Raw genomic sequence first — 16,722 nt, forward strand, 5'->3', positions numbered from 1 at the left:
GACTGGAGCGTTCTGCCCGACACGCCGCGGTGTGTCGGGCAGAACGCTCCAGTCCAGGTCCTACAGCCGGCCCGCGGCCTTCAGCGCGAGGTACGCGTCCGCGAGGCGCGGGGCCAGGTCGTCGGGCAGCGCGTCGACCACCTCCATGCCGTGGCTCCGCAGCCGCTGCGCGACCGCCATCCGCTCGAGCTCGGTCCGCTCGGCCGCCGCGGCGTCGAACAGGGCTGCGACGTCCTCCCGCCCGGTGCGCAGCCGCTCGACCTCGGGGTCCCGCACCGACGCGAGCACGACCTGGTGCCGGGACGCGAGCTGGTCGACGACGCGGAGCAGCCCGTTCTCGACGGCCGCGGGCTCCAGGGCGGACAGCAGCACGACCAGCGCCCGCTGGGACAGCCGCTCCTGCACCTGCGCGACGACGCCGGGCCAGTCGGCCTCGACCAGCGACGGCTCGACGTCGGCCAACGCGTCCGCGATCGCGGGCATCAGCCGGGGACCCGAGGCGCCGGCCACCCGGGCCCGCACCGTCCGGTCGTACGCGAGGAGCTCGACCCGGTCGCCCGCCCGCGAGGCCAGCGCGGCGAGCAGCAGCGCCGCCTCGACCGACGGCTCCAGGCGCGGCTCCTCGCCGGTGCGCGCGGCGCTGGTGCGCGAGGTGTCGAGCACGATCAGCACCCGGCGGTCGCGCTCGGGGCGCCAGGTGCGCACCACGACGTCGTTGCGCCGGGCGCTCGCGCGCCAGTCGATCGAGCGCACGTCGTCGCCGATCACGTACTCGCGCAGCGAGTCGAACTCGGTGCCCTGCCCGCGGACCTGCACCGCGGCGCGGCCGTCCATCTCCCGGAGCCGGGCGAGCCGGCTGGGCAGGTGCCGGCGGGACGCGAACTCCGGCAGCACCCGCTGCGTGCCGGGGACGGCGATCGACGCCTGCCGGGCCGCGAGCCCGAGCGGGCCCGCCGACCGGATGGTGACCCGGTCGGCCCGCAGGTCGCCGCGCCGGCTCGGGCGCAGGCCGGTGTCGACGCGGCGCGACTCCCCGGGCGGCAGGTCGACCCGGTGCCGGTTGTGGTCGGCGCCGGCCGAGGGCGGCCACGCGTCCCGGACCAGGGCGCGCAGCCGCCGGGCGCCGGTGTGCGTCAGGGTCAGCCGGGACCGCGCCGGCTCGTGCAGCCGGACCGCGCCGGTGACCTCGCGGCGGATCGCCACGGCGCGCGGGGACGCCGCCAGGGCGACGTCGAGCACGCACAGCAGCACGACCAGCACCGCCCAGGCCAGCACCGTGCCGGGCACGGGCCAGAGCAGCACCGGCAGCGCGCCGACCGCGGTCAGCGCGACCGCGCGCCAGGTGATCGCCACGCCGCGGGCCTCAGCGGGGGACCGGCACGGACGCGAGCACGGTGTCGAGCACCGACTCCGCCGTCACACCCTCGAGCTCGGCCTCCGCGCGCAGCTGCACGCGGTGCCGCAGCGTCGGGTGCGCCAGCGCCTTCACGTCGTCCGGTGTCACGTACGACCGGCCCTGCAGCCAGGCCCACGCGCGGGCCGTCGCGAGCAGCGCGGTGGCACCACGGGGGGAGACGCCGAGGGACAGCGACGGCGACTGCCGGGTGCCGCGGACCACGTCGACGACGTAGCCGAGCACCTCGGGCGCGACCTGCACCCGGGCGACCTCCTCGCGGGCGCGCTCCAGCACGTCCTTGCCGGCGACGGGCCGCACGCCCGCCTTGACCAGGTCGCGCGGGTCGAAGCCGGCCGCGTGCCGGGCGAGGACCTCGATCTCCTCGTGCCGCTCGGGCAGCGGGAGGGTCAGCTTGAGCAGGAACCGGTCGAGCTGCGCCTCGGGGAGCGGGTAGGTCCCCTCGTACTCGACGGGGTTCTGGGTGGCGATGACGACGAACGGGGACGGCAGCGGCCTCGGGGTGCCGTCGACCGAGACCTGGCGCTCCTCCATGGCCTCCAGCAGCGACGCCTGGGTCTTGGGCGGCGTGCGGTTGATCTCGTCGGCGAGCATGAGGTTGGTGAACACCGGGCCCTCGCGGAACGAGAACTCGGCGGTCCGCGCGTCGTAGACCAGGGAGCCGGTGACGTCGCCGGGCATGAGGTCCGGCGTGAACTGCACCCGCTTGGTGTCGAGGTCGAGGGCCGTCGACAGCGTACGGACGAGCAGCGTCTTCGCGACGCCGGGCACGCCCTCGAGCAGCACGTGCCCGCGGCAGAGCAGCGCGATCACCAGGCCGGTGACGGCGGCGTCCTGGCCGACGACCGCGCGGCCGACCTCGGCCCGGACGGCGCCGAGCGCCTCGCGGAGCTCGGGGGACGGCTCGGGGACGGCGGGGGCCGGGGGAGCGGGCGGGGCGGCGGGCGCGGGCTGCTGCGCCCACGCGGGCTGCTGCGCCTCGGGCTGCTGCGCCTGCCAGGGCTGCTGCTGCCCGACGGGCTGCTGCCCGGTCGGCTCGGGTGCGGGGTACCCGGCGGGCGTGCCGCCCTGCGGCCACGGGTTCGGGGCGGGGTGGTCGGTCACGTGGGGTGAACCTCGCTCTCGAGCTGGTCGAGCCGGCGGGCCAGGTGCTCCAGGCCCGCGTCTGACGTGGGGGGTGGTCCGTACAGCAGGTCGCGGACGTCGGCCTCGTCCCGGCGCGCGGCCCGCGCGACCGCGGTGACGACGTCGGGCGCCGCGGCGGACCGCGGGACGCCCAGCCGGCGGGCGAGCCGCGCGGCGGTGCCGGCCCGCAGCGAGGCGGCGGCGTGCCCGTACGACCGGGAGGTCCGGTAGAGGCGCGCCCGCCCGCGGGTGGTCTCGGCGGGGCGGACGACGACCGGGAGCCGCTCGGCGACGACCCGGCCGAGCCGGCGCCCGCGCCACAGCGCGATCACGAGGACGACCACCAGGGCCTGCAGGAGCAGCACCCGGGCGACCGGCGGAAGCAGGTCGCCGAGGCCGGGGCTGCTGCCCGCCTCGTCGGCGCCGAGGTCGCCGGCGGACGGCACGTACCAGACGAGCTCGGCGTTCCGGCCGAGCGCGCGCAGCGCGAGCGCGGCGTTGCCCTCGTCCGCGACCCGGGCGTTGGTGATCAGGCCGGCGTCGCCCAGGACCGTGACCCGGCGGCCGTCCGCCTCGGACGTCGCGTAGAGGAAGGCCTGCGGGGAGCTGCCGGGCACGGGGAAGCAGAGCGTGGTGCCCGCCGGGGCGGCCTCGCCGAGCGGGGTGACGCCGGCGCCGGTCGCGGAGATCGTCCCGGCGGCCGCGGCGTCCGGGTCGTCGCAGGAGGCGGCGACGGGCGAGGGCTGCGCGCCGCCCGACCAGCCGGTGGTCAGGCCCGGGACCGTCCGGTCGACGAGGTACGACGGGTCGAGCAGCACGAGGTCCGCGGCGGTGCCGGCGAGGGCCGTGATCTGGTCGCCGGACAGCAGCCAGTCGGACGTGACCAGCAGCGTGCGGCCGGCGTCCGCGGCGGCGACGGCCGCACCCGCGGAGCGCACGTAGGTGATCCCCACGCCCTGGTCGCGCAGCACCTCGGCGAGCGCCATCGCGCCGTTCTCCCGCGGGTTGTCCGGGGCGAGGGCGGTGGCGGACCGGGTGGGGGCGGGCAGCAGCGCGGCGAGCACCCCGATCCCGAGCACGACCGCGACGACCACGAGCCAGCGCACCCGGCGCCAGCGGGCGCCCGCGCGGGTGCGGGCGGTGGTGCCGTCGCCGAGCACGACGCCGTCGGCGCGGTCCGGCCCGGCCGGTGCGCCCGGCGCGCGGGTCGTCGCCGGGGCGGTCACGCGTCCACCCCCGCGCCGGCGAGCCCGGCAGGCAGGGTCGGGCGGGTCGCCGCGACGCGGGCGTCCAGCTCGCGCAGCGTGGCGTCGTCCTCGGCGCGCGGTGTGCGCTCGCCGTAGACCACGTCGTCGAACAGGCGCCCGGCGGCGCGCAGGTCCACCGCGTGGGCGGGCAGCCGCAGCCCCGCGGCCTCGACGGCCTCGTGCGCGGTGCGCCCCGGCTGCTCCTCCAGCACGGCGCGCTCCTCGAGCGACCGCACCACGGCCCGGAACCGGTCGGCGACCGCCCCCGCCCAGTCCCCGCGCGCGGCGGCGGCGTCGGCGGCGGCCCGGAGCTCGGCGGCCGTGCGCCGGTCGTCGGCGTCGAGCACGCCCCGCGCCCCCGCGACCCGGCGGCTGCGGCGCACCGGACCCGTGACGAGGAACGCCACGGTCACGAGCACGGCGAGCCCGGCCAGGATCGCCAGGAGCGTGCCGACGTTGCCGATCGGCAGGCCGTCGGCGCCCTCGAACAGGCGGCCGAGCCAGTCCAGGAACCGCTGCAGCAGGCTCGGCTGCTGGTGGTAGACCGGGTCGGCGAGCTCCTGCTCGAGCCAGCGGCGCGCCTGCTCGGCGTCCGGGACGACGGGCACGGTCACCGGCCGGCGCCCTCCGCGGCCCGGGCCAGCTCGACGTCCAGGCCCTCGCGGCGCATCCGGACGTCGATGTAGGCGAGCGCGACGACGCCGGCCATGAAGACCGTGGTGATCGTGGTCGCGATCGCGGTGCCGATCGCGGTGAGCGCGATGGACGGCCCGCTGGTCATCAGCGGGTCGTTGAGCACGAGCTGGGAGATCAGCGTCACCGGCACGACGACGATCTGCGAGATGATCCCGACGAGGATCGACACCAGCAGGTACAGGCCGAGCAGCCGCCAGAACGACCCGCGGGTCAGCCGCCACGCGCGCGCCACGGAGGCCCAGAAGCCGCCGCCCTCGAGCATGATCGCGGCGGGGGCGAGCAGCGTGCGGATGGTCACCCAGAAGCCGCCGACCACGGCGACGGCCGCGGCCAGCAGGCCGACCAGCACGGTGAGCCCCACGCTGTCGCTGGTCGAGCCCACGAGGACGACCAGGCCGACCAGCGCGGCCACCGCGACCGAGGTCGCGAGGCCGAGCAGCAGGCCGAACCCGATGACCCAGAAGATCCGCTTGCCCTGCCCGCGCACGACGTCGCGCGCCGAGATCCGCTGGCCGATGACCGAGCGGCTGACCGACAGGATGAGCAGGCCGGTGAGGATCGTGGTGGCGAGCGCGGTGAGCGGGATGCCGGCGACGCTCGCGAGCGAGGTGCCGAAGCTGTCCCCGAGCAGCTCGGTGTCGGCCGGGGTGAGGCCCGCGCTGCTCGTGAACAGGTCGTTGACCGCGCCGGCGAAGATGCCCGCGAGGTACCACTGGATCAGCGCGCCGACCGCGGTGGCGACCGCGACGACCACGGCGGTGAGGCCGAACATCGTCGCGGGGTTGTGCCGGATCGCGCGGAACGCGCCGTCGAAGATCTCCCAGATGCTCAGTGGGCGCAGCGGGATGATCCCGGGCTGCGCGGCGGCCGGCTGGTACGGCGTCGCGCCCCAGCCGTAGGGCGCCGGGCCGGGCTGCTGGCCGTACCCCTGCTGCCCGTACCCCTGCGGGCCGTAGCCGGGCGCGGCGGGGTAGCCGGGCTGCTGCCCGTACCCCGGCTGCTGCCCGTACCCGGGCGGGGTCGGCGCGCCCGGACCGGCGCCCGGCTGCCCGGCGGCGTCACCCGGACGGCCGCCACCCGGCCGGGTGCCCGCGTCGCCCCAGGGGTTGGCGGGTCGCCCGCCCGCCGCGGGATCCGTCGGCGGCTGCCACCCCGCGGGGGCGTACTGCCCGTACCGGGGCGCCGGGCGCTGGTCCTCGCCCTGCCGCGGCGCGTCCTCGGGGCGGCCCTCGTCGTGAGGCGTGCTCATCGTGCTCCTCGGGTCGCGGCGGGGTGCGCCGGGACCCCCGTCGGGGGCGCCGGGCGCTGCTGACGGCCATCGTGCCACGTCAGGTCCGGGTCCGGGCCGCTGCTCCGTCCGGAGGTCGCGCGCGGGTGGTGCCCCGGTGCGGGCCGCCGTGATGCGATCATGGGCAGATGAAGGGACGCGTTCTCGTGGTCGACGACGACACCGCCCTGTCCGAGATGATCGGCATCGTCCTGCGCTCGGAGGGGTTCGAGCCCGTCTTCTGCGCGGACGGGGACGAGGCACTGGAGGCCTTCCGGTCGACGCAGCCGGACCTCGTGCTGCTCGACCTCATGCTCCCGGGCAAGGACGGCACCGAGGTGTGCCGGCTCATCCGGGCGGAGTCGGGCGTGCCGATCGTCATGCTGACCGCCAAGGCCGACACGGTCGACGTGGTCCTCGGGCTGGAGTCCGGCGCCGACGACTACATCGCCAAGCCGTTCAAGCCCAAGGAGCTGATCGCCCGCGTGCGGGCGCGGCTGCGCCGCAGCGACGAGCCCGCCCCCGAGCACCTGCGCATCGGCGACCTGTCGATCGACGTCACCGGCCACCGCGTCACCCGCGACGGCGCGCCGATCTCGCTGACGCCGCTGGAGTTCGACCTGCTGGTTGCGCTCGCCCGCAAGCCGTGGCAGGTGTTCACGCGCGAGGTGCTGCTCGAGCGCGTGTGGGGCTACCGGCACGCCGCCGACACCCGGCTGGTCAACGTCCACGTCCAGCGGCTGCGGTCCAAGATCGAGGCCGACCCCGAGCGTCCCGAGATCGTCGTGACCGTGCGCGGCGTCGGGTACAAGGCGGGCGCGACGCCCCCGTGACCGGTTTCCCCCGCGGCGGCGTCGCCGGGCGGGCGGCGCGCGCGTGGCGGCTCGCCACGGTGCGGGCCGGCGCCCGCGCGCGCCGGATGGTCCGCGCCTGGCGCGGCTCGCTGCAGGCGCGGGTCCTCACGCTCACCCTGGTGGTCGGGCTGCTCGCGCTGGCGGTGCTCGGCGGCTACCTGTCCGTCAGCGTGCGGGACGGCCTGTTCACCCAGCGGGTGGACCAGGTGCTGGCCGAGTCCGCGCGCAGCGCCGCCCAGGCGCAGGAGACGTTCGACGCCTCGACGGCGACCACGGCGCCCGAGGTCCAGCTGCTGCTCAACGACATGGTGCGCGCGCTGCGCTCCGGCGGGTCGGGGGAGCGCGAGGTGTTCATCCTCCGGTCCCGCGGGCAGCAGCAGCCGATCCTGGTGACGAGCGCCGTGACCGAGTCGACGCTCGTCGGCCTGGTCTCGGAGCCGCTGCGCACCGCGACCGCCGAGGGCGAGGGGCAGCGCTGGGAGTCGGTCGCGTGGCCGGCGACGTCGACGGACACCGGCCGGGTCGAGCCGGGGGTGATGGTCGGCCAGGTGGTCACGGTGCCCGCCGCCGGGTCGTACGAGCTGTACTTCCTGTACTCCCTGCAGGCCGAGCAGGACCGCCTGGAGTTCCTGCAGAGCGTCCTCGGCATCGGCGCCGTGGCGCTCGTCGCGCTGCTGGTGTCGATGACCTGGCTGGTGACGCGGCAGGTCGTCCGACCGGTCCGGCAGGCCGCGCACGTCGCCGAGCGGATCGCCGACGGCAGCCTCACCGAGCGGATGCCGGTGCGCGGCGAGGACGAGATGGCCCGCCTGGGCCGGTCGTTCAACGAGATGGCCGAGAGCCTCCAGGACCAGATCGACCGCATGGAGCACCTGTCGGCCATGCAGCGCCGGTTCGTCTCCGACGTCTCGCACGAGCTGCGCACCCCGCTGACCACGGTGCGCATGGCCGGCGAGATAATCTACGAGTCCCGGGACGACTTCGACCCGGTGGTCCGCCGGTCCGCGGAGCTGCTGCAGCAGCAGCTCGACCGGTTCGAGGACCTGCTGGGCGACCTGCTCGAGATCAGCCGGTTCGACGCGGGCGCCGCCGTGCTGGACGCCGAGGCCCGGGACCTGCGCGACGTCGTCGGCGCCGCGGTCGACCAGGCCGTGCCGCTCGCCGGCGCGAAGGGCTCCTGGCTCTCGGTGACGCAGCCCGAGGGGCCGTGCCTCGCCGACGTCGACCCGCGGCGCGTCGAGCGGGTGCTGCGGAACCTGCTGGTCAACGCGATCGAGCACGCCGAGGGCAGCGACGTCGAGGTCACCGTCGGCGCGGACGACCGCGCGGTCGCCGTGACCGTCCGCGACCGCGGCGTCGGCATGACCCGGGACGAGGCGGCGCACGTGTTCGACCGGTTCTGGCGGGCCGACCCCGCCCGCGCGCGGACGACCGGCGGCACGGGCCTCGGCCTCGCGATCTCGCTGGAGGACGCGCACCTGCACGGCGGCTGGCTGGAGGCGTGGGGCCGCCCCCGGCAGGGGGCGTGCTTCCGGCTCACGCTGCCCCGGCGCGCCGGGATCACGCTGGAGTCGTCGCCGCTGCCGCTGGAACCGCCGGCGGAGCCCGACCGGCCGGTCGCCCGGGAGCGGGACGTCGACCGCCCGGACCCCGCGGCGCTGCCCGACCTGCCGCCGACCACCGGGTCGTTCGACGTGGTCGAGCGCGCGCGGGAGGCGCAGCGCGCGGTGGCGCGCCGGCGCGAGCAGGAGCGGGCCGCGGCGGACGGGGGCCCCGGTGCGCCGGACGCGACGCCGGACCCGGACGCCGCGCAGCCGCACGCCGGGCCGACCCACGACCCCGAGCCCGCCCGCCGCGGCGGCCCCGACCGACCGGGGGAGACCCGATGACCGCGCCGTCCTCGCGCCGTGCCGGGTCCGTCGCCCGGCCTCGCCCCGCCGCGCGCCGGGCGGGTGCCGCCGCCCTGCTCGCCGTCGTGCTGGCCGCGCTGTCCGCGTGCGTCGGCATCCCGACGTCGGGTCCCGTCGGCGTCGGCGTCGAGGGCGTCACCGACCAGGGCGTCGTCGAGCCGCTGGGCGACCCGCCGCCGCAGGACGGGGCGCCGGAGGACATCGTCCGGGGCTTCCTCGGCGCGAGCGCGGCGGGGTTCAGCCGGGCGTCGGCGTCCGCCGACGCGACCGACGACTTCCGCAACGCCCGCGAGTACCTGTCCGGCGAGACCCGGCGGTCGTGGAGCCCGCGCGACCGCGTGGTCGTGTACGCGACCGCGTCGAGCCCCGACATCGAGCTGGTCGGGGAGTCCCAGGTGCAGGTCGACGTGCGGGTGGCGGCCCGGGTGGACGCCGACGGCCGGTACGCCCAGGCCGGGCCGGACGCCAAGGAGTCGCTGACCTTCGACCTCGTGCAGGACAGCGAGGGGCAGTGGCGCATCTCCGGCCTGGAGGACGGCGTCGTGCTGTCCGAGCCGAACTTCGAGGCCATCTACCGGTCCGCCACCCTGTACTTCCTGTCCCAGGACGAGCAGTTCCTCGTGCCGGAGACTCGGTGGTTCCCGGTGCGCAACCTGGCGACGTCGATCGTCCGCGCGATCATCGCCGGTCCGTCCGGGTGGCTCCGCGACGCCGCGCGGAGCGCGGTGCCCGAGGGCGCGGTGCTGCAGCCGGACGCCGTGTCCGTGGACGCGGACGGCGTCGCGACGGTGAGCCTCGGCGCGGGCGGCCTCCCCACCGAGCCGGAGGAGCGCGCCCGGATGCAGGCGCAGCTGGAGGCGTCCCTGCGGATCGCGCGGGTGCGCACCGTGGAGGTGAGCGCGGGCGGCGTGGCGATGGACACCGAGGCGGCGGAGCTCGAGCGCGGCCAGGACTGGGGCGGGGCGCTCGAGGCGCTGCAGGACGGCACGCTCGTGCAGATGTCCGCGGGCGAGCTCGAGCCGGTCGAGGGCGTCGCCCCGCTCGCCGGGCTGGACGCGCGCGACCCCGCCCGCGACGGGACGGGCGACCTCCGGGTCATGCTCTCGGGTCCGGACCGGCTCGTGACCGTCCCGACGGCCGCCGCCGCGTCCGTCCAGCTGCTGCAGGCCTCCGCGCTGGTGGCGCCGTCGGTGGACCGCCTCGGCTGGGTGTGGACCGCGTCGCCCGCCGAGAGCGGGCAGCTGCTGGCCGTCGATGACCGCGGCACCGTCGTCGACGTCGCCGCCGAGTGGCTGCAGGACCGCGCGGTGCGGTCCGTGCGCGTCGCGCGGGACGCGACCCGCGTGGCCGTGGTGTCCTCCGGGTCCGACGGCGTGCGGATCGACGTGGCCTCGGTGGTCCGCGACGACTCCGGGACGCCCCAGGTGCTCGGCGAGGCCTCGCGCACCGGCGTGACGCTCACCGACGCGACGCGGGTGGTCTGGGTCGACGAGTCGACGCTCGGCGTGCTCGGGCGGTCCGGCAGCACCACCACCGCCGTCTACCACCTGGTCCCGCTCGCCGGGGAGGTGCAGACGCGCCCGGCGCTCGCGGACGCGGTGGACATCGCCGGCGGCAAGGGCGACAGCGCGCTGTACCTGGCGACGGCCGAGGGCGAGCTGTTCGCGCGTGCGGGGTCGAGCTGGGCCTCGGTCGGGACGGACGTGCGGGATCCGTCCTTCGCGGGCTGAGCGGGCTGGACGGGCCGGACCGGGCCGCGGGGCGCCGGGGCGTGCCGGGGCGCCCGGACGACCACAGGGGCCGTCCGCGCGCGGCTGGTGCCGCCGCTGGGGACGCGGGGCGCGCTCGTCCGCACCGCCGCGCGACGGTGGTCGGGTGCCCCACACCACCGCGCGGGGCGGCCCGCTCGCCCGCGCCGCCCGCGAGGTCCTCGACCTCGTCCTCCCCGTCACGTGCGCCGGGTGCGGCGTCCCCGGCCGGCCGCTGTGCCCCGGGTGCCTCCACGCGTTCGCCGGGCCGCCGCGGCGGTGCGAGCACGCGGCGGGGCGGCTGGACCGGATGGACGGCACCACCGTCCCGGTGTGGGCGCTCGCGGAGAACGACGGCGCCGTGCGGCGGGCGGTCGTCGGCTGGAAGGACCGGGGGCGAGCGGACGTGACGCCGTGGTTCGGGGCCGTGCTGCGCCGGGCGGGCCCGGCGGTGCGACGTGCGCTCGCGGGCGCCGCCGACGGCGAGCCGGTGCCGCTGCTGGTCGTGCCCGCGCCGGCGTCGCCCCGGGGGCGGGCGCGCCGCGGCGAGGACCTCGTGGGGGCGCTGGCGCGCCCGGCGGCCGCCGGGCTCGGCGGGGCCGTCGCGCTGACTGCGCTGCGCCTCGCCGGGGCGGGCCGGGACCAGGTCGGGCTCGGCGTCCGGGGGCGCGCGGCGAACCTCGCCGGCCGGGTCCGGGTCCGCCCGCGGGCGCGCGCGGCGCTGGCGGGTACCTGCGTGCTCCTCGTGGACGACGTGCTGACGACGGGCGCCACGCTGGCCGCGTGCCGGTCGGCGCTGGAGGCCGCGGGGGCGCGGGTCGTGGGTGCGACGGTGCTGGCCGTCACCCGTCCGCCGGGATCGCCGACCGGCTGGTTGGAAGCCTCGGCCGACCCGGGCTAGCGTGGTCCCACAGCACCGGGAGGCGACGACGTCCCCCGGTACCGGGACTCGACGGGCACGCCCGCACGAGGAGGTGGTGCCGCAGACCAGCGCCCCGCGAGGGCGCTCCGAGCATGCTGCCGGGCGGGCACCGACCCGCCCCCGGACCTCCAGGAGGTACCCCATGGAGATCGTCGTCGCCGGCCGTCACACCGACGTCCCCGAGCGGTTCCGTCAGCACGTGACGGACAAGCTCGCCAGGCTCGAGCAGCTCGCCCCCCGGGCGCAGCGCATCGACGTCGAGGTGACCCACGAGCCCAACCCCCGGCAGGCCGCCGCCGCCGAGCGGGTCGAGCTGACCGTGGTGGGCAAGGGACCGGTGATCCGCGCCGAGGCGTGCGCGGACGACCGGTACGGGGCCTTCGACCTGGCGATCGACAAGCTCGCGGAGCGCCTCCGCCGGGCCCGGGACCGGCGCAAGAGCCACCGCGGCAAGGTCCCCACGCCGGTGAGCGACCCGCTGCCCCCGCTCGAGGACCTGGAGCCCGAGCCCGCCGCGCCCGAGCCGTCCGAGGACGGGGTGGTCGAGACGACGCTCGGCGACTCGCCCGTCGTCATCCGCGAGAAGGTGCACGTCGCCCAGCCGATGACGATCGACGACGCGCTCTACGAGATGGAGCTCGTCGGGCACGACTTCTTCCTGTTCGTCGACGCCGAGACCGCGCAGCCGTCCGTCGCGTACCGCCGGCGCGGCTGGAGCTACGGGATCATCAAGCTCGACGCCGCGGTGACCAGCATCGGCACGGGCGAGGGCGCGGCCGCCGCGCCGCAGGCCGGGGGCGTCGCCGCCCCGGCGGGGGCAGCCGCGCAGCGCTGACCCCGGACCCGCACGCACCACGGCACCGCGCCCGCTGACGACCCTCCGGTCGGCGGGCGCGGTCGCGCCCGGGGGCGGTCGGCCGCGTCGGGCGTGGGATCGGCAGCGGCCGGCGTGAGGTCGTCACGAGCTGACGAGGTCGGCACTTGTTCGTGACGACCTCACCAGCTTGTGACGACCTCACGGGCTCGTGCCGACCTCGCCGCCGCGCCCGATCACCGGCGGTGCGTGTCGGTGGCGGGCGGCACGATGGGGCGATGGCCACCAGCACCGACGCCGCGACGCCCGCCGCCCCCGGCCGCCGCATCGCCGCCGCCCGCCGCGCCGCCACCGGCACCGCGCACCGCCCCTCGGCCACGCTGTCGCTGTCCCAGGCCCGCCGGGTCGCGCTGCGCGCCCAGGGCCTCGACCGCCCGCGCGCCGAGCGCACCGGGCCCGCCACGATGCGCCAGCTGCAGCAGGTCGTCGACCGGGTCGGGCTGCTGCAGATCGACTCCGTCAACGTGGTCGCCCGCGCGCACCTCGTGCCGACGTTCTCCCGGGTCGGCCCGTACGACCCGGCGCTCCTCGACCGCGCCGCGGGCCGGGCGCCCCGCCGGCTGGTCGAGACCTGGGCGCACGAGGCCTCGTACGTCCCGCCGGAGACGTACGCGCTGCTCGGCTGGCGGCGGCGCGCCTACCGCGACTACGCGTGGGGGTCGATCCGGGAGGTGCCGCTGACCCACTCGCCGCTCGTGGCCGACGTGCTGGCGATGATCACCGACGACGGCCCGCTCACGGCCAGCGAGGTGCACGCGCGCGTCGAGGGGCCCGTGCCGCGGGACCGCACGGAGTGGGGCTGGAACTGGACCGCGGCCAAGCGGGTGCTGGAGTACCTGTTCTTCACGGGGCAGGTCGCCTCGGCCCGCCGGAACCCGCAGTTCGAGCGCTGCTACGACCTCACCGAGCGGGTGCTGCCCCCGGACGTGCTCGCCGCGCCCGAGCCCGACGACGACGACGCGGTGCGCGAGCTGCTCCGGATCGCCGCGCGCGCCCACGGCGTCGCCTCCGAGCGCTGCCTCCTCGACTACTTCCGGATCAAGGGTCCGCGCGCCCGGGCGGCCGTCGGCGACCTGGTCGACGAGGGGACGCTGGTCCCGGTGCAGGTGGACGGCTGGGCCCGGCCGACCTACCTGCACGCCGACGCCGACCTGCCCCGCCGCGCCACCGGCCGCGCGCTGCTCAGCCCGTTCGACCCGCTCGTGTTCGAGAGGCGCCGGCTCGAGGAGCTGTTCGGCCTGCGGTACCGCATCGAGATCTACGTGCCCGAGGCGCAGCGGGTGCACGGCTACTACGTGCTGCCGTTCCTGCGCGGCGAGCGGCTGGCCGCCCTCGTCGACCTCAAGGCGGACCGGCGCGCCGGGGTGCTCCGGGTGCACGCCGCGCACCCGGCGGAGGCCGCCGGACCGGTGCCGGGGGCGGTCCCGGGCTCGGCGCCCGGCGACGTCGCGGCGGACCTCGCGGCCGAGCTGCGGCTGCTCGCGACCTGGCTCGGGCTGGACGACGTGGCGGTGGGGGACCGGGACGGCACGCCGCGCGGGACGCTCGCCCCCGTCCTGGCGGGGGCGCTCGCGGCGGGCTGACGCGCCGACCGCCGCCCCGGGTCGCCGGCGGTCCACCGACCCGGGGCGCCGGGTTGCTGCACGTCGCCGCCCCTCACCTACGATGGTCGGGGCCCGGCTGTGCGGTCGGGACGCCGGGACGCCGCACGTGGCCACGTGCGGCGCAGCGAGTCGGGAGTGCACGTGCCTGCGATCCTCGAGAAGGTCCTCCGCCTGGGCGAGGGACGGATCCTCAAGAAGCTGTCGGGCGTCGCCCAGCAGGTGAACGCGCTGGAGGACAGCTTCACGTCCCTGTCGGACGCCGAGCTGCGCGAGGAGACCGACCGGTTCAAGGCGCGGCTGGCCGACGGCGAGTCCCTCGACGACCTCATGGCCGAGGCGTTCGCCGCGGTGCGCGAGGCCGCGCGCCGCACGCTGGGCCAGCGGCACTTCGACGTCCAGCTGCAGGGCGGCGCCGCGCTGCACTGGGGCAACATCGCCGAGATGAAGACCGGTGAGGGCAAGACCCTGGTCGCCACCGCGCCGGCCTACCTCAACGCGCTCACCGGCAAGGGCGTGCACGTCGTCACGGTCAACGACTACCTGGCGAGCTACCAGGCCGACCTCATGGGTCGCGTCTACCGGTTCCTCGGCCTGACCACGGGCGTCGTGCTGTCCGGCCAGACCCCCGCCGAGCGCCGCGTCCAGTACGCCGCCGACATCACCTACGGCACGAACAACGAGTTCGGGTTCGACTTCCTGCGCGACAACATGGCGTGGAGCACCGACGAGCTCGTGCAGCGCGGGCACCACTTCGCGATCGTCGACGAGGTCGACTCGATCCTCATCGACGAGGCCCGGACCCCGCTCATCATCTCCGGCCCGGCCTCCGGCGACGCCAACCGCTGGTACTCCGAGTTCGCGAAGGTCGTGCGCCGCCTCCAGCCCGAGCGCGACTACGAGGTCGACGAGAAGAAGCGCACCATCGGCGTCCTCGAGCCCGGCATCGAGCGCGTCGAGGACTACCTCGGCATCGAGAACCTCTACGAGTCGCTGAACACGCCGCTGATCGGCTTCCTCAACAACGCCATCAAGGCCAAGGAGCTGTTCAAGCGCGACAAGGACTACATCGTCGACAAGGGCGAGGTCCTCATCGTCGACGAGCACACCGGCCGCGTCCTGCCGGGCCGCCGCTACAACGAGGGCATGCACCAGGCGATCGAGGCGAAGGAGGGGGTGGTCATCAAGGCCGAGAACCAGACCCTCGCGACGATCACCCTGCAGAACTACTTCCGCCTGTACGACAAGCTCTCCGGGATGACCGGTACCGCCGAGACCGAGGCGGCCGAGTTCCAGGGCACGTACAAGCTGGGCGTCGTCCCGATCCCGACCAACCGTGGGATGCAGCGGATCGACCAGGCCGACCTCGTCTACAAGGCCGAGGAGGGCAAGTACGACGCCGTCGTCGCCGACATCGTCGAGCGGCACGCGAACGGCCAGCCCGTCCTCGTCGGCACCACGAGCGTCGAGAAGTCCGAGATCCTGTCGAAGAAGCTCCGCAAGGCCGGCGTCCCGCACGAGGTGCTCAACGCCAAGCAGCACGCCCGTGAGGCGTCGATCGTCGCGCAGGCGGGCCGTAAGGGCGCCGTCACCGTCGCCACCAACATGGCCGGCCGCGGCACCGACATCATGCTCGGCGGCAACGCCGAGTTCATGGCCGTCGCCGACCTCGCCTCCCGCGGGCTGGACCCGAACGAGAGCCCGGAGGAGTACGAGGCCGCCTGGCCCGACGCCCTGGAGAAGGCCAAGGCCGCGGTCGCCGCGGAGCACGACGAGGTCGTGGAGCTCGGCGGCCTGTACGTCCTCGGCACCGAGCGGCACGAGTCCCGCCGCATCGACAACCAGCTCCGCGGCCGCTCCGGCCGGCAGGGCGACCCGGGCGAGTCCCGGTTCTACCTGTCGCTGCAGGACGACCTCATGCGGCTGTTCAACTCCGGCATGGCCGAGTCGATGATGACCCGCGCGGGCTTCCCGGACGACCTGCCGCTGGAGTCGAAGATCGTGACCCGCGGCATCCGGTCCGCGCAGTCGCAGGTCGAGGCGCGCAACTTCGAGATCCGCAAGAACGTCCTCAAGTACGACGACGTGCTGTCCCGGCAGCGCGAGGTCATCTACGAGCAGCGCCGGCGCGTGCTCGAGGGCGAGGACATGCAGGAGCAGGTCCAGCACTTCCTCGAGGACGTGCTCGACGACTACGTCACCGCGGCGACCGCCGAGGGCCACCCGGAGGACTGGGACCTCGAGCAGCTGTGGACCACGCTCAAGACCGTGTACCCCGTGTCGATCGAGGTGGACGAGGTCGTCGAGCAGGCCGGCGGCCTCGGGCGGGTCACCCCGGAGCTGCTCAAGGCCGAGCTGCTGTCCGACGCGCGGATCGCCTACTCCGAGCGGGAGAAGTCCCTCGGCGAGCCGAACATGCGCCAGCTGGAGCGCCGGGTCGTGCTGTCCGTGCTGGACCGCAAGTGGCGCGAGCACCTCTACGAGATGGACTACCTCAAGGAGGGCATCGGCCTGCGCGCGATGGCCCAGCGCGACCCGCTGATCGAGTACCAGCGCGAGGGCTACCAGCTGTTCCAGGCGATGACGGACGGGATCAAGGAGGAGGCCGTCGGCTACCTCTTCAACCTCGAGGTCAAGGTCGCGGAGGCGCCCGCGCAGGCGCCGACGTTCAAGGACGAGGTCGCCGGGTCCGCCGACGGCGCACCGGCCACCGGTGCCGGTGCGGAGCCGGTGCTGGTCGCGAAGGGCATCGACGGCCCGGAGCGCAAGGTACCGCTGCAGTACTCGGCGCCGAGCGTCGACGGCGACAGCGGCACGACCGTCACCCGCGGCCGGCGTGCGGCCGGCCCGGCGACGTCGGAGCCGGCCGGGGGAGCCCCCGCCGCGGCGGACGGCACCGGCGAGGACGCCGGCAACCGCGAGGCGCGCCGGAAGGCCGCGAAGCAGCAGCGCCGCCGGGGCTGAGCCCCGAGGCGGGACGTGGCCCGCCCCCCCCCCCCCCCGGGGGGGGGGCGCGGCCGCGCCGCCCCCGCCGCGGGCCGCCCCCCCCCGCGCCCCCGGGGGG

Annotated in this window: 12 protein-coding genes; 7 read left to right on the plus strand and 5 right to left on the minus strand. The window is 76.5% G+C overall.

Annotation, left to right across the window (positions count from 1 at the left end):
• Positions 1 to 60: 60 nt before the first annotated feature.
• The 5 genes from KVT14_RS10190 to KVT14_RS10210 are packed head-to-tail and all read right to left on the minus strand — an operon-like array spanning position 61 to position 5,731.
• Positions 61 to 1,353, minus strand: a complete 1,293-nt coding sequence (locus KVT14_RS10190; RefSeq protein ID WP_217615562.1) for a DUF58 domain-containing protein — start codon at positions 1,351 to 1,353, stop codon at positions 61 to 63.
• 10 nt (positions 1,354 to 1,363) lie between these two features.
• Positions 1,364 to 2,518 (minus strand): MoxR family ATPase, encoded by a 1,155-nt coding sequence (locus KVT14_RS10195; RefSeq protein ID WP_217615563.1) that lies wholly within the window; start codon positions 2,516 to 2,518, stop codon positions 1,364 to 1,366.
• The gene (locus tag KVT14_RS10200; RefSeq protein ID WP_254630712.1) at positions 2,515 to 3,765 is read right to left on the minus strand and encodes a DUF4350 domain-containing protein; all 1,251 of its coding nucleotides are present in this window, start codon (positions 3,763 to 3,765) and stop codon (positions 2,515 to 2,517) included. The genes KVT14_RS10195 and KVT14_RS10200 overlap by 4 nt, the downstream gene beginning before the upstream one ends.
• A complete protein-coding gene (locus tag KVT14_RS23445; protein WP_217615564.1) occupies positions 3,762 to 4,400 on the minus strand; it encodes a DUF4129 domain-containing protein in 639 nt (212 codons plus the stop codon). The genes KVT14_RS10200 and KVT14_RS23445 overlap by 4 nt, the downstream gene beginning before the upstream one ends.
• Complete coding sequence (locus KVT14_RS10210) at positions 4,397 to 5,731, minus strand: glycerophosphoryl diester phosphodiesterase membrane domain-containing protein (RefSeq protein ID WP_217615565.1); 1,335 nt, start codon at positions 5,729 to 5,731, stop codon at positions 4,397 to 4,399. Before KVT14_RS10210 ends, KVT14_RS23445 begins: the two co-directional genes overlap by 4 nt.
• A 167-nt stretch (positions 5,732 to 5,898) precedes the next feature.
• On the opposite strand from KVT14_RS10210, the gene mtrA reads away from it, so the two are divergent.
• The 7 genes from mtrA (at position 5,899) to secA (ending at position 16,622) form a co-directional block, all read left to right on the plus strand.
• Positions 5,899 to 6,582, plus strand: a complete 684-nt coding sequence (mtrA, locus tag KVT14_RS10215; protein WP_217615566.1) for an MtrAB system response regulator MtrA — start codon at positions 5,899 to 5,901, stop codon at positions 6,580 to 6,582.
• A gap of 86 nt (positions 6,583 to 6,668) precedes the next feature.
• Complete coding sequence (mtrB, locus tag KVT14_RS10220; RefSeq protein WP_217615594.1) at positions 6,669 to 8,492, plus strand: MtrAB system histidine kinase MtrB; 1,824 nt, start codon at positions 6,669 to 6,671, stop codon at positions 8,490 to 8,492.
• The gene (locus KVT14_RS10225) at positions 8,489 to 10,243 is read left to right on the plus strand and encodes an LpqB family beta-propeller domain-containing protein (RefSeq protein ID WP_217615567.1); all 1,755 of its coding nucleotides are present in this window, start codon (positions 8,489 to 8,491) and stop codon (positions 10,241 to 10,243) included. Before mtrB ends, KVT14_RS10225 begins: the two co-directional genes overlap by 4 nt.
• Positions 10,244 to 10,388: 145 nt before the next feature.
• Positions 10,389 to 11,162, plus strand: coding sequence for a ComF family protein (locus KVT14_RS10230; protein ID WP_217615568.1), 774 nt, complete (start codon positions 10,389 to 10,391; stop codon positions 11,160 to 11,162).
• A 163-nt stretch (positions 11,163 to 11,325) separates the two neighbouring features.
• Complete coding sequence (gene raiA / locus KVT14_RS10235; RefSeq protein WP_147794036.1) at positions 11,326 to 12,018, plus strand: ribosome-associated translation inhibitor RaiA; 693 nt, start codon at positions 11,326 to 11,328, stop codon at positions 12,016 to 12,018.
• 257 nt (positions 12,019 to 12,275) lie between these two features.
• Positions 12,276 to 13,640: a winged helix-turn-helix domain-containing protein gene (locus KVT14_RS10240; RefSeq protein WP_217615569.1), complete on the plus strand. Its 1,365-nt coding sequence runs from the start codon at positions 12,276 to 12,278 to the stop codon at positions 13,638 to 13,640.
• Between the two features lie 162 nt (positions 13,641 to 13,802).
• The gene (secA, locus tag KVT14_RS10245; protein ID WP_217615570.1) at positions 13,803 to 16,622 is read left to right on the plus strand and encodes a preprotein translocase subunit SecA; all 2,820 of its coding nucleotides are present in this window, start codon (positions 13,803 to 13,805) and stop codon (positions 16,620 to 16,622) included.
• Positions 16,623 to 16,722 lie beyond the last annotated feature (100 nt).

The organism is Cellulomonas sp. GbtcB1, assembly GCF_019091725.1.
Taxonomy (GTDB): Bacteria; Actinomycetota; Actinomycetes; order Actinomycetales; family Cellulomonadaceae; genus Cellulomonas.